Here is a 15277-nt window from a genome sequence, read left to right on the forward strand (position 1 = left end):
CGAACCCGGCGCACCGAACGGATCCGCCACGAACCGCGCCGACGTCAGATCCGGCCGACCCAGATAACCCCGCGTGAGCTGCTCACCACGCACATAGATCTCACCCGGCATCCCCACCGGCACCGGATGCAACCGCTCATCGAGCACATACGCACCCAGACCCGGAATCGGACGACCGATCACACTCGCCGACGCCCCATCGGCCAACGACCGATCCAACGCCAGATACGACACGTGCACCGTCGTCTCGGTGATGCCGTACATGTTCACCAGCAACGGCGCATCCTCGGCATGCCGGTCGTACCAACCACCGAGCTGCCGCAGATCCAGCGCCTCACCACCGAAGATCACATACCGCAACGCCAACGGCGTCGCCGCACCCGACTCCTCGGCCACCCGATCGGCCTCGACGAACTGATAGAACGCCGACGGCGTCTGGTTCAGCACCGTCACACCCTCACGCGCCACCAACTCCCGGAACTGCTCCGGCGACCGCGACGTGAAGTAGTCCACCACCACCAGGCGACCACCGTGCAACAGCGGACCCCACAACTCCCACACCGAGAAGTCGAACGCATACGAATGGAACAACGTCCACACATCCGACGCGCCGAACCCGTAACGGGACGCCGTGTTGTCGAACAACCGCACCACCGTCCGATGCGGCACCTGCACACCCTTCGGCCGACCCGTCGACCCCGACGTGTAGATCACATACGCCAGATTCTCCGGCCGCAACGGCGCCCGACGCTCCGCCTCGACCACCGGCGCATCATCGAACACCGACACATCCACCGCACCGAGCTCGACCACCGGCACATCCGTCGCCGGCAACCCCGCCTCGGCCGCATCCGCCACCAGCACACACACCGGCCGCGCATCGGACAACATGAACGCCAACCGATCCGCCGGATACGACACATCCACCGGCAGGTAACCACCACCAGCGGTCAACACCGCCAACAGCGCCACCACCAGCTCCTCCGACCGCGGCAACGCCACCGCGACCAGATCATCCGGACCCACACCCTCGGCGATCAACCACCGCGCCAGACGATTGACCCGCGACGCCAACTCGCCATAGGTCAACGACCGACCCTCGAACGACACCGCCACCGCATCCGGCACCGCCGCCGCCCGCTCGTGGAACCGACCGATCAACGTATCCGAGCTCGCCGCAACACCCGGCTCACTCCACCCCGCCAACACCAACCGCCGCTCGACCTCATCGAGCAACGACACATCACCGACCACACCCGACGAACCCGCAACGAACGAATCCAGCACACGTTCCAGACGTGTACCGAACACGCGGACCTCGTCCTCTCCGAAGACCTCGTCGAGGTACTCGAAGGCGATGGTGATCGTCCGGCCGACGGTGATGACGAGCGACAGGGGGTAGTGCGGAGCATCGTTCGAGGCGACTCCGTCGATCGACATGCCGTCGATCGCGGCGGCCTGCTCGGCCAGGCCCTTCGCGTCGACCGGATAGGACTCGAACACCGTCAACGTGTCGAATACCGCGCCCTGTCCCGCAACGCGCTGGATGTCGGCCAGCCCCACATAGTGGTGATCGAGCAACTCCGCCTGCTCACGCTGCACACGCGCCAGGAAATGCTCCACCGACTCGTTCGGATACACCTGCACCCGCACCGGCAACGTGTTGATGAACAGACCCACCATCGACTCGACACCGTCGAGCTGCGGCGGACGACCCGACACCGTCGCACCGAACACCACATCGTCCCGACCCGTCACCCGGGCCAGCACCAGACCCCACGCCGCCTGCGTGACCGTATTGACCGTCACACCCAGACGCTGCGCCAGCCCACGCAACGCAGCAGACCGCTCGGCGTCGATCTCCAACTCCCAGCGCTTCGCCCGCGCAGTCGGCGCGGACGGAGTACGGCCCCGAGCGACGAGAGTGGGTTCGCTGCTGCCTTCGAGGGCTCGATCCCATACCTGGAGGGACTCGCGCAGGTCCTGTTCGGCCAGCCACGCCAGGTACGACCGGTAGGAGCGCACCCGCGGCAGCACCGACACCTCACCCCTGGTCGCGTACAACGCCAGGAGATCACGCATCAGCAGCGGCAGCGACCAGCCGTCGAGCAGGATGTGATGGTTGGCCAGCACCAGCTTGAACCGGCCCGGCGCCATCGTCACCAGGGTGAACCGCATCAACGGCGCGGTCGCCATGTCGAAGTGGTCGGCCTGGTCCTCCTTCAGGAACCGGGCGAGAGCCTCGTCCGCGTCGTCGTCACCGGTGAGATCCAATTCGCGCCACGGCACCTCGACCCGGTCGAGGACCACCTGCACCGAATCGCCCCGGGAGTCGCTGACGAAGGCGGTCCGCAGGTTCGGGTAGCGGTCGAGCACACCCTGGGCTGCTGCCCGGAGTCGCTCGGCGTCCACCGCGCCGGACAGATCGAGCACCGTCTGGATCAGGTACATGTCCACCGAGGCCTCGGCGAACATCGCGTGGAACAGCAGACCCGACTGCAACGGCGCCAGCGGCCACACGTCCGATAGAGTCGGGTAGCCGGATTCGAGGACGTCGATGTCCCGCTGGTCGAGCCGAACGAGCGGGAAATCGGACGGGGTGAAACCACGGCCCCCCGACTGCACGTGCTCTGCAATCGCTCCGAGTGCTCGAGTCCACAGGTCTGCGAAGAACTGCACGTCCGCTTCGGAGACGATCTCCGACGCGTACGCGAACGTCGCCTCCAGACGCGGGCCCTCGTCGCCGTCGACCACCACGGCATTGATGTCGACGACTCCGTTCGCCGCCATGCCGGAATCGAATTCCACGTCGAGCGTGCCGAGCGCCGCTGTCGGCAGCCAGTCGAGCTCGGCAGCATCCTCCGAGAGTTCGCCGGCCGTCATCTGCCCCAGGTAGTTGAAGCTGATCTGAGGGGCCCGCAGCGGTGTCAGCTCCGGGGAGGTCTCGGAGTTCAGATACCGCAGCAGGCCGTAGCCGATGCCCTTGTCCGGCACCGCTGCCAGCTGCTCCTTGACCCTCTTCACGGCCGCACCGGCCGCCGATCCACCGGCGAACGCGTCGTCGACGTCGACACCGGACAGATCCAGCCGCACCGGGAACACCGTCGTGAACCAGCCCACCGTCCGCGACAGATCCGCACCCGGGACCACGGACTCCTCACGACCGTGACCCTCGAGCTGCACGAACGCAGACGACTCGACGACACCACGCTCGCGCCGCCACGCGGTCAGTGCCAGAGCCAGCGCCGCCAGCAGACCGTCGTTGACCCCTCCACGGAAGGCTGTGGGAACGCTCCGCAGGATCGCGTCCGTGACGCCGGCATCCACTGTTGCTCGAACTCCCCGAACCGTCGACAGCGTGTCGACCGCCGGGTCGAAGGGCCGCGTGCCGACCACCGGATCGGAGCCGTGGATCACGTTCCGCCAGAAGTCGACCTGCGCAACGATCTCGGGAGCGGTGGCTCGTTCTGCGAGGGCGTGTGCCCAACGGCGCACCGAGGTCCCCACCGGCGGCAGGCTCGGCGTCGCCCCCGCTGCGAGCTGCGCTCCGGCGGACACGAAGTCCGGCACCAGGATCCGCCACGACACACCGTCGACCGCGAGGTGGTGGGCGAGAACCAGGACGGCACCGGGACGACCCTCGTCGACGTTCTCCGCCCCGAAGTCGAACCAGACGAACCGCACGATGTTCCCGGTGGCCGGGTCGAGGCGATCAGCAGCTGCATTCGCGGCTTCCGAAGCCAGTACCCGTACCGTCGCCTCGTCCGCATCGACCGGTAGTTCGACCCGTTCGACCGCCGCACTCACATCCACGGCGTCGGCGGGAAGAACTTCGATCGTCGCCGAGTCGACGAGGCGGGTCCTCAAGGCATCGTGGCGATTCACCACGGCACCCAGGGTCTCGACGACGCGCGCGCGTTCGATATCGGCGGGTACCGCGAGCACGGTCGACTGGGTGAAGCGGTGGCCGCCGCGCCGCTCGAGCATCCAATGCTCCACCGGCATCAACGGACGCGCACCCACACCACCACCGGGCAACTCCTCGAGCACCTGCTCCTCACCGGCACCCTCGACCCGAGCGACCTCCGCCAGACCGGCCACGGTCCGCTGCTCGAACACATCCCGCGGCGAGATCACCACACCACGAGACTTCGCCCGCGCCACCAACTGGATCGACACGATCGAATCGCCACCGAGAGCGAAGAAATCGTCGTCCACACCGACCCGCTCGACCCCGAGCACCTCGGCGAACAGATCCGCCAACGCCTGCTCGACCGGCGTCACCGGAGCACGGAACACCGCATCCGACACGAACTCCGGATCCGGCAACGCCTTCCGATCCAGCTTGCCCGACGCATTGAGCGGGAACTCGTCGAGCACCACCACATGCTCAGGAACCATGTAGGCAGGCAACGACCGCCCCACCTGCACACGCACCTCGTGCACGTCCACCGCACACCCGGCAGCCGGAACCACATAGGCCACCAACTGATCCCGACGCACCAGCACCGCAACCTGCGCGATCCCCGACAACCCCGCCAGAACCGCCTCGATCTCGCCGAGCTCGATCCGCAGACCACGCAACTTCACCTGGAAGTCCGTCCGCCCGATGTACTCGAGCTCGCCATCACCGGTCCACCGCACCAGATCACCCGTGCGATACAACCGCTCCCCCGAACCGAACGGCGACGCCACGAACCGCTCCGCCGTCAGATCCGGCCGCGCCACATATCCGCGGGCCAACTGCACACCCGACAGATACAACTCACCCGTCACACCCACCGGAACCGGACGCAACCGCCCATCGAGCACATACGCCCCGGTATTCCACACCGGCACACCCATCGGCACCGAACCACCCACGACACCGGCAACCGCACGCGCAGTCGCATGCACCGTCGCCTCCGTCGGCCCGTACAAATTGTGCAGCTCCGCATCCGAGACACGAGCGAACTGCTCGGCCACCGACATCGGGAACGCCTCACCGGCCACGAGCACCGTCCGCAACGACACACAGTCCTCACGCGAGACCGACGTCGCGAACACCGCCAACATCGACGGCACGAACGACGTCGCCGTCACCCCACGCTCCCGGATCACCCGACCCAGATACACCGGATCCCGATGCCCGTCCGGCGCCGCCACCACCAACGACGCACCCACCGCCAACGTGCCGAACAACTCCCACACCGACACATCGAACGTGAACGGCGTCTTCTGCAACACCACATCACCGGGACCGAACCCGTACTCCGCAGTGATCCACCGGATCTGATTCACCACCGACCCGTGCGACACCGCCACACCCTTCGGCCGGCCCGTCGACCCCGACGTGAAGATCACATACGCCGTATTGCCCGACCGCAACGCAGCCACCCGATCCGCATCCGACACCACCGCATCGGACACCGCCGACAGATCCAGCGAATCGATCGCCACACTCGGGACAGACCCCTGCCCCGGCACCACCACACCGTCACGCTCGGTGGTCAACACCACCACCGGCTCGGCGACCTCGAGAATGTACCCGTTGCGCTCATCCGGCTGATCCGGATCGATCGGCACATACGCACCACCGGCAGCGAGCACCGCATACATACCCACCAGCAACTCCGTCGACCGGCGCATCGCCAACGCCACCCGCGACTCCGGACCCACACCCAGAGAAATCAGATGCCGCGCAAGACGATTCACCCGAGACGCGAACTCACCATAGGTCAGCGACTCACCCTCGAATACCACCGCAACCGCATCCGGCGACCGCCGCACCTGCTCGACGAACACCCCCGGCAACGACACCGGACCATCGACCACACGCGCCGTGTCGTTCCACACCTCGAGCACCCGCGACCGCTCGTCCCCGACCAATACGTCGAGATCCCCCACGGGAGCAGAGGTGTCGGCCACGAACTGTTCCAGCACACGGACCACCCGGTGCCCGATCGCTTCGACCTCGGACTCGTCGAAATAGCGGGGAAGGTATTCGAACGACAGGACGATTTCCTGCTTCGCCATGACGATGATCGAGAGCGGATAGTGCGGAGCGTCGTTCGACGAGACACCCTCGATGTTCATCCCACCGATCGAGCCTGCCTGCGCCGCAAGGCCTTCCTCGTCCACCGGATAGGACTCGAACACCGTGATCGTGTCGAAGAGACTGCCTCGCCCGGCCGCTCGCTGGATATCGGCCAGGTTCACATAGTGGTGATCGAGCAGGTCTGCCTGTTCACCCTGAACACGACGCAGCAGATCCTCGACGGACTCGGAACCGTCGAATCGCATCCGCACCGGGAGCGTGTTGATGAACAGGCCCACCATCGACTCGACACCGTCGAGCTGGGGCGGACGACCCGACACGGTCGCGCCGAAGACCACGTCGTCGCGACCGAGAAGCCGGCCCAGGACCAGAGCCCAGGCCGCCTGCACGGCCGTGTTGAGCGTGACCCCGAGACGCGACACCAGACCTGTCAGTGCGGCCGTGGACTCGGAGTCGACGACGACCTGGTGGTTCGCCACACGGGTGTCGATCTCCGTACCGGGAGCGTCCCCGGCCAGCATGGCCGGTTCGACGCCTTCGAGTGTGCGTTCCCAGACCTGCAAGGACTCGAACGGGTCCTGCTCACCCAGCCACGCCAGATAGGACCGGTAGGACCGCACCCGCGGCAACACCGACGCATCCCCGCCGGTGGCGTACAGCACCAGGAGGTCCTTGAACAACAGCGGCATGGACCAGCCGTCGAGCAGGATGTGATGGCTTGCCATGAGGAGTCGATACCGACCCGGGGCCACCGTCGCGAAGGTGAAACGCAGCAACGGCGGAGCGCTCATGTCGAACCGCATCGCCTGGTCTTCGTCGAGAACTCTGCGCCACGCGTCCTCCGCGTCGGGCTCTCCGGTCAGATCCACTTCGGTCCACGGAACGATGACGTCGTTCAGCACGATCTGGACCGGGTGACCGTCCGAGTCGGAGACGAAAGCGGTCCGCAGGTTCGGGTGGCGTTCCACCACGGCCTCGGCAGCACGGTGCAGTTTCTGCGTGTCGACGGTTCCCGAGAGGTCGAGCACCGTCTGGATCGCATACATGTCCACGGACTGCTCGGCGAGCATGGCGTGGAACAACAGACCCGACTGCAGCGGCGCCAACGGCCACACATCGCTCAGGGCCGGGAACCGGCCCTCGAACACCTCGATGTCCGACTGCGACAACGACACCAACGGCAGATCCGAGGGCGTCAGACCACCCGCCGCCGGCGACGCCACATGGCTTGCCAACGCCTCGAGCGCCTGCACCCACAGATCCGCCAGACGCCGCACATCCGCCTCGTCGAGCACCGACGACACGAACGCGAAGGTCGCACCCAACTGCGGACCGTCCGAACCATCCGACACCACCGCATTGATGTCGACCAGCTTGTTGGCCGGCATCTCGTCGTCCGCGGCGAGTTCGAGGTCGCCCGTTCCGCCGGCCGGGGTCCACGGCAGCTGCCCGGCGTCGGTGTCGATGTCGCCCAGGAGCAGCTGACCCAGGTAGTTGAAGCTGATCTGTCCGTCCGGCAGCCCCGCGAACACCTCGGCGGTCTCGGGGTTCAGGTAACGCAGCAGGCCGTAGCCGATGCCCTTGTCCGGCACGGCAAGCAACTGTTCCTTCACCGCCTTGACGGCGGCGCCGGCGTGGCGCCCACCGGCGAAAGCATCGGCGAGGTCGACGCCCTGGATGTCCAGCCGGACCGGGAAGGCGGTCGTGAACCAGCCGACGGTGCGGGAGAGATCGGCACCCGGGACGACGTTCTCCTCACGACCGTGGCCCTCGAGCTGGATGAGGACCGACGGCTCCGACTGTCCACGCTCGGCACGCCACTTCGCCACGGCCAGCGCGAGGGCTGCGAGCAACCCGTCGTTCACTCCGCCGTGGTAGGCCGCCGGGACGCCCTTGAGCAACGCATCGGTGACCGACGCGTCGACCGTCGCGCGGAGTCGCCGAACCGTGGAGACGACGTCCTGCCGCGGATCGAACGGACGCGAGCCGAGCAGCGGGTCGGGGCCGTCCAGGACGCGCTGCCACAGTTCGATCTCGCGGACGCGATCCTCGGACCTCGCTTCCTCGGACAAGGCGTGCGCCCACCGGCGCATCGAGGTGCCGATGTCGTCGAGTCGGGGCGTCTGCCCCTCCGCGACCTGCAGGCCCGCGCTCACGAAGTCGGGCACGAGGACACGCCAGGACACACCGTCGACGGTCAGGTGGTGCGCGACGATGAGCAGGCGTCCGCCACCGGTCTCACCGATGTCGCCGTCGAACCAGACGAACTGGAGCATCCGTCCGGCTTCGGGATCGAGACGTCCCATGGCCGAATCGAGTTCGGCGGTGGCGATCTCGTTGATCCGGTCCTCGTCCCATTCCGCTCCGACGGGGACGTGGTGGAGCAGGGTGTCCACGTCGATGCTTCCCGGAGCCGTGAATTCGAGACCCCAGCCCCGCTGCTCGTCGTGGACCAGCCGCGACCGGAGTGCGTCGTGCCGGTCGACCACCGCGGTGATCGTGGCGACGATCGTGGAACGCTCGATTCCGGCGGGGAGCAGCAGCATCATGGTCTGGCTGTTGCGCCGGTAGCCGCCTTCGTCCACCATGCGGCGAGCGATCGGCAGCAACGGCGCCCAGCCGACGCCACCACCGGACAGTTCCTCGAGAACGACTGCGTCCGTGTCGATTTCGTGACGAGCAACCTCGGCGATACCCGCGACGGTCTTCTTCTCGAAGACGTCGCGCGGCGTGAAGAAGACACCTCGGCTCTTGGCGCGTGCGACGAGCTGGATGGACACGATCGAGTCGCCGCCGAGGGCGAAGAACGAATCGTCCGCACCGACCCGCTCCACACCGAGCACCTCGGCGAACACACCCGCAACGATCTCCTCCACCGGAGACGACACCGCCCGGAACTCCGAAGAACTGGTGAACTCCGGCGCCGGCAACGCCCGACGATCCAACTTGCCGTTCGCCGTCAACGGCAACGCCTCGAGCACCACCACCGCATCCGGAACCATGTACTCCGGCAGGAACCGACCCGACGCCTCGATCGCCGCGGCCGCATCGACCGCACAACCGGTCCGCGGCACCACATAACCGACCAACCGCTCACCGAGCCGCTCGTCGACCACCACCGCAGCCACCGACTGCGCCACACCCTCGACCTGCAGCAACGCCGCCTCGACCTCACCGAGCTCGATACGGAAACCACGCAACTGCACCTGCGAATCGGCCCGGCCCACATATTCGAGATGCCCATCGGCATTCCACATCGCCACATCCCCGGTCCGGTACATCACCGAACCCGGCGCACCGAACGGATCCGCCACGAACCGCGCCGACGTCAGATCCGGCCGACCCAGATAACCCCGCGTGAGCTGCTCACCACGCACATAGATCTCACCCGGCATCCCCACCGGCACCGGATGCAACCGCTCATCGAGCACATACGCACCCAGACCCGGAATCGGACGACCGATCACACTCGCCGACGCCCCATCGGCCAACGACCGATCCAACGCCAGATACGACACGTGCACCGTCGTCTCGGTGATGCCGTACATGTTCACCAGCAACGGCGCATCCTCGGCATGCCGGTCGTACCAACCACCGAGCTGCCGCAGATCCAGCGCCTCACCACCGAAGATCACATACCGCAACGCCAACGGCGTCGCCGCACCCGACTCCTCGGCCACCCGATCGGCCTCGACGAACTGATAGAACGCCGACGGCGTCTGGTTCAGCACCGTCACACCCTCACGCGCCACCAACTCCCGGAACTGCTCCGGCGACCGCGACGTGAAGTAGTCCACCACCACCAGGCGACCACCGTGCAACAGCGGACCCCACAACTCCCACACCGAGAAGTCGAACGCATACGAATGGAACAACGTCCACACATCCGACGCGCCGAACCCGTAACGGGACGCCGTGTTGTCGAACAACCGCACCACCGTCCGATGCGGCACCTGCACACCCTTCGGCCGACCCGTCGACCCCGACGTGTAGATCACATACGCCAGATTCTCCGGCCGCAACGGCGCCCGACGCTCCGCCTCGACCACCGGCGCATCATCGAACACCGACACATCCACCGCACCGAGCTCGACCACCGGCACATCCGTCGCCGGCAACCCCGCCTCGGCCGCATCCGCCACCAGCACACACACCGGCCGCGCATCGGACAACATGAACGCCAACCGATCCGCCGGATACGACACATCCACCGGCAGGTAACCACCACCAGCGGTCAACACCGCCAACAGCGCCACCACCAGCTCCTCCGACCGCGGCAACGCCACCGCGACCAGATCATCCGGACCCACACCCTCGGCGATCAACCACCGCGCCAGACGATTGACCCGCGACGCCAACTCGCCATAGGTCAACGACCGACCCTCGAACGACACCGCCACCGCATCCGGCACCGCCGCCGCCCGCTCGTGGAACCGACCGATCAACGTATCCGAGCTCGCCGCAACACCCGGCTCACTCCACCCCGCCAACACCAACCGCCGCTCGACCTCATCGAGCAACGACACATCACCGACCACACCCGACGAACCCGCAACGAACGAATCCAGCACACGGCCGAACCAGGTCGCGAGCATCTCGGCGTATCCGCGGTCGAAGATCCTCGTGTCGTAGGTGAGGTGCATCTCCAGTTCGGCACCCGACTGCACGATGAGGGTGATCGGATAGTGGGTGTCGTCGGTGCCCTTCACTCCGTCGATCGACATGCCGTCGATCGCGGCGGCCTGCTCGGCCAGGCCCTTCTCGTCGACCGGATAGGACTCGAACACCGTCAGCGTATCGAACAGTGCCGGGAATCCGGCGGCACGCTGGATGTCGGCCAGCCCCACATAGTGGTGATCGAGCAACTCCGCCTGCTCACGCTGCACACGCGCCAGGAAATGCTCCACCGACTCGTTCGGATACACCTGCACCCGCACCGGCAACGTGTTGATGAACAGACCCACCATCGACTCGACACCGTCGAGCTGCGGCGGACGACCCGACACCGTCGCACCGAACACCACATCGTCCCGGCCCGTCACCCGGGCCAGCACCAGACCCCACGCCGCCTGCGTGACCGTATTGACCGTCACACCCAGACGCTGCGCCAGCCCACGCAACGCAGCAGACCGCTCGGCGTTCCACTCGATCGGGACCTCGCCGGATTCCGCGGTGGTCTCCTCGGGAGAATCGTTGCGCGCCAACAGGGTCGGCTCGGACAGCCCGGACAGTGCGCGCTCCCACACTCCGAGGGAGGCACGGACATCCTGTTCGGCCAGCCACGCCAGGTACGACCGGTAGGAGCGCACCCGCGGCAACACCGACACCTCACCCCTGGTCGCGTACAACGCCAGGAGATCACGCATCAGCAGCGGCAGCGACCAGCCGTCGAGCAGGATGTGATGGTTGGCCAGCACCAGCTTGAACCGGCCCGGCGCCATCGTCACCAGGGTGAACCGCATCAACGGCGGAGTCGCCATGTCGAAGTGGTCGGCCCGGTCCCGTTCCAGGAACCCGGCCAGTTCGGCATCGGCGTCCTCGGCCCCGCTCAGATCCAGCTCGCGCCACGGCACCTCGACCCGGTCGAGGACCACCTGCACCGAGTCACCCCGGGAGTCGCTCACGAAGGCGGTCCGCAGGTTCGGGTAGCGATCCAGGACGGCCTGCGCCGCCGACCGCAGCCGGTCGGCATCCACCGAACCCGACAGGTCGAGGACGACCTGCATCGAGTAGGCGTCCATCGACTGCTCGGCGAACATCGCGTGGAACAGCAGACCCGACTGCAACGGGGCCAGCGGCCATACGTCGTTCAGGGCCGGGTACCGGGCCTCGAGCTCTTCGATCTCGTTCTGCGACAAGCGCACGAGAGGCAGATCGGAGGGCGTGAGACCACCGGACTCCGGCTTCGCCACGTGTGACGCCAGTCCCGCCAGGGCCTGCACCCAGAGGTCGGCGAGACGCTGCACGTCCGCTTCGTCGAGGATCTCGGATGCGTAGGCGAAGGTTGCACCGATCGCCTGTCCCTCCTCGGTGGGAGTGACGAGAGCGTTGATATCGACGACGTTGTTCGCCGCCATCTCCGGATCTCCGGCCACGGACGCGTCTCCGAGGACGTCCGTGGGCAACCAGCTCAGACCGGACACGTCGGCCGGCAGATCTCCACCGGCGATCTGGCCGAGATAGTTGAAGCTGATCTGGGGGACCCCGCCGGATGCGAGGACGTCACGTGTCTCGCCGTGGAGGTAGCGGAGGACGCCGTAGCCGATGCCCTTGTCCGGCACCGCTGCCAGCTGCTCCTTGACCCTCTTCACGGCCGCACCGGCCGCCGATCCACCGGCGAACGCGTCGTCGACGTCGACACCGGACAGATCCAGCCGCACCGGGAACACCGTCGTGAACCAGCCCACCGTCCGCGACAGATCCGCACCCGGGACCACGGACTCCTCACGACCGTGACCCTCGAGCTGCACGAACGCAGACGACTCGACGACACCACGCTCGCGCCGCCACGCGGTCAGCGCCAGAGCCAGCGCCGCCAGCAGACCGTCGTTGACACCGGACCGGAAGGCCTCCGGCACGCCCCGGAGGATCGCGTCGGTGACACCGGCCGGCACGTCGACCCGGAGCCGCTTCACCGTCGGGAGCACATCGATGTCCGGGTCGAATCCACGGGATCCCAGCACCGGGTCCGGTGCGGCCACGATGTCCTGCCACAACTCGAGTTCGGCGCTCCGCTCGCGGACGAAGGTCTCGTCCGCGAGGGCATGCGCCCAGCGGCGGACCGAGGTACCCACGGGAGGAAGATCGGGGCTCTGCCCGGCCGAGATCTGTGTCCACGCCGAGACGAAGTCCGGCACCAGGATCCGCCACGACACGCCGTCGACCACGGTGTGGTGAGCGACGACCGCGAGCGCTCCCTCGCGGTCGGGTCCGAAGTCGAACCACACGAACCGGATCGGTACGCCTGCTTCGAGGTCGAGCCGGTCGGTCGCCTCGTCGATCGCCGCGGCGGCGATCTCGGTGATCCGCGCGTCGTCCGCGCCGGCGGACACGTCGATCCGCTCGACGAGGGAGGCGACGTCGATCGTTCCGGCAGGGCGTGATTCGACGACGAATCGTCCGTCGTCGTCACGCATCCACCGGGTTCGGAGTGCGTCGTGGCGGTCGACCACCGCTTCGACGGTCGCGATCAGCCGGTCGTACTCGATGCCGGCGGGCACCTCGAGGGTCAGGCTCTGGGTGAAGCGGTGGCCGCCGCGCCGCTCGAGCATCCAATGCTCCACCGGCATCAACGGACGCGCACCCACACCACCACCGGGCAACTCCTCGAGCACCTGCTCCTCACCGGCACCCTCGACCCGAGCGACCTCCGCCAGACCGGCCACGGTCCGCTGCTCGAACACATCCCGCGGCGAGATCACCACACCACGAGACTTCGCCCGCGCCACCAACTGGATCGACACGATCGAATCGCCACCGAGAGCGAAGAAATCGTCGTCCACACCGACCCGCTCGACCCCGAGCACCTCGGCGAACAGATCCGCCAACGCCTGCTCGACCGGCGTCACCGGAGCACGGAACACCGCATCCGACACGAACTCCGGATCCGGCAACGCCTTCCGATCCAGCTTGCCCGACGCATTGAGCGGGAACTCGTCGAGCACCACCACATGCTCAGGAACCATGTAGGCAGGCAACGACCGCCCCACCTGCACACGCACCTCGTGCACGTCCACCGCACACCCGGCAGCCGGAACCACATAGGCCACCAACTGATCCCGACGCACCAGCACCGCAACCTGCGCGATCCCCGACAACCCCGCCAGAACCGCCTCGATCTCGCCGAGCTCGATCCGCAGACCACGCAACTTCACCTGGAAGTCCGTCCGCCCGATGTACTCGAGCTCGCCATCACCGGTCCACCGCACCAGATCACCCGTGCGATACAACCGCTCCCCCGAACCGAACGGCGACGCCACGAACCGCTCCGCCGTCAGATCCGGCCGCGCCACATATCCGCGGGCCAACTGCACACCCGACAGATACAACTCACCCGTCACACCCACCGGAACCGGCCGCAACCGCCCATCGAGCACATACGCCCCGGTATTCCACACCGGCACACCCATCGGCACCGAACCACCCACGACACCGGCAACCGCACGCGCAGTCGCATGCACCGTCGCCTCCGTCGGCCCGTACAAATTGTGCAGCTCCGCATCCGAGACACGAGCGAACTGCTCGGCCACCGACATCGGGAACGCCTCACCGGCCACGAGCACCGTCCGCAACGACACACAGTCCTCACGCGAGACCGACGTCGCGAACACCGCCAACATCGACGGCACGAACGACGTCGCCGTCACCCCACGCTCCCGGATCACCCGACCCAGATACACCGGATCCCGATGCCCGTCCGGCGCCGCCACCACCAACGACGCACCCACCGCCAACGTGCCGAACAACTCCCACACCGACACATCGAACGTGAACGGCGTCTTCTGCAACACCACATCACCGGGACCGAACCCGTACTCCGCAGTGATCCACCGGATCTGATTCACCACCGACCCGTGCGACACCGCCACACCCTTCGGCCGGCCCGTCGACCCCGACGTGAAGATCACATACGCCGTATTGCCCGACCGCAACGCAGCCACCCGATCCGCATCCGACACCACCGCATCGGACACCGCCGACAGATCCAGCGAATCGATCGCCACACTCGGGACAGACCCCTGCCCCGGCACCACCACACCGTCACGCTCGGTGGTCAACACCACCACCGGCTCGGCGACCTCGAGAATGTACCCGTTGCGCTCATCCGGCTGATCCGGATCGATCGGCACATACGCACCACCGGCGGCGAGCACCGCATACATACCCACCAGCAACTCCGTCGACCGGCGCATCGCCAACGCCACCGTCGACTCCGGACCCACACCCAGAGAAATCAGATGCCGCGCAAGACGATTCACCCGAGACGCGAACTCACCATAGGTCAGCGACTCACCCTCGAACACCACCGCAACCGCATCCGGCGACCGCCGCACCTGCTCGACGAACACCCCCGGCAACGACACCGGACCATCGACCACACGCGCCGTGTCGTTCCACACCTCGAGCACCCGCGACCGCTCGACCTCATCGAGCAGATCCACCTCGCCCACCGGCACAGCAGGATCGGCCACGAACTGGTCCAGAACCCGGACCACGCGGTCGAGGATCGTCTGGGCGCCG

General features: G+C 67.0%; 1 pseudogene (only partly in view). It reads right to left on the reverse strand.

Features of this window, described 5'->3' with window-relative positions:
* Positions 1 to 15277, reverse strand: a pseudogene (locus OED52_RS20845) (non-ribosomal peptide synthase/polyketide synthase) (its annotated part continues 14327 nt past the right edge of the window); the annotation flags it as partial.

The organism is Rhodococcus sp. Z13, from assembly GCF_025837095.1.
Taxonomy (GTDB): Bacteria; Actinomycetota; Actinomycetes; order Mycobacteriales; family Mycobacteriaceae; genus Rhodococcus; species Rhodococcus sacchari.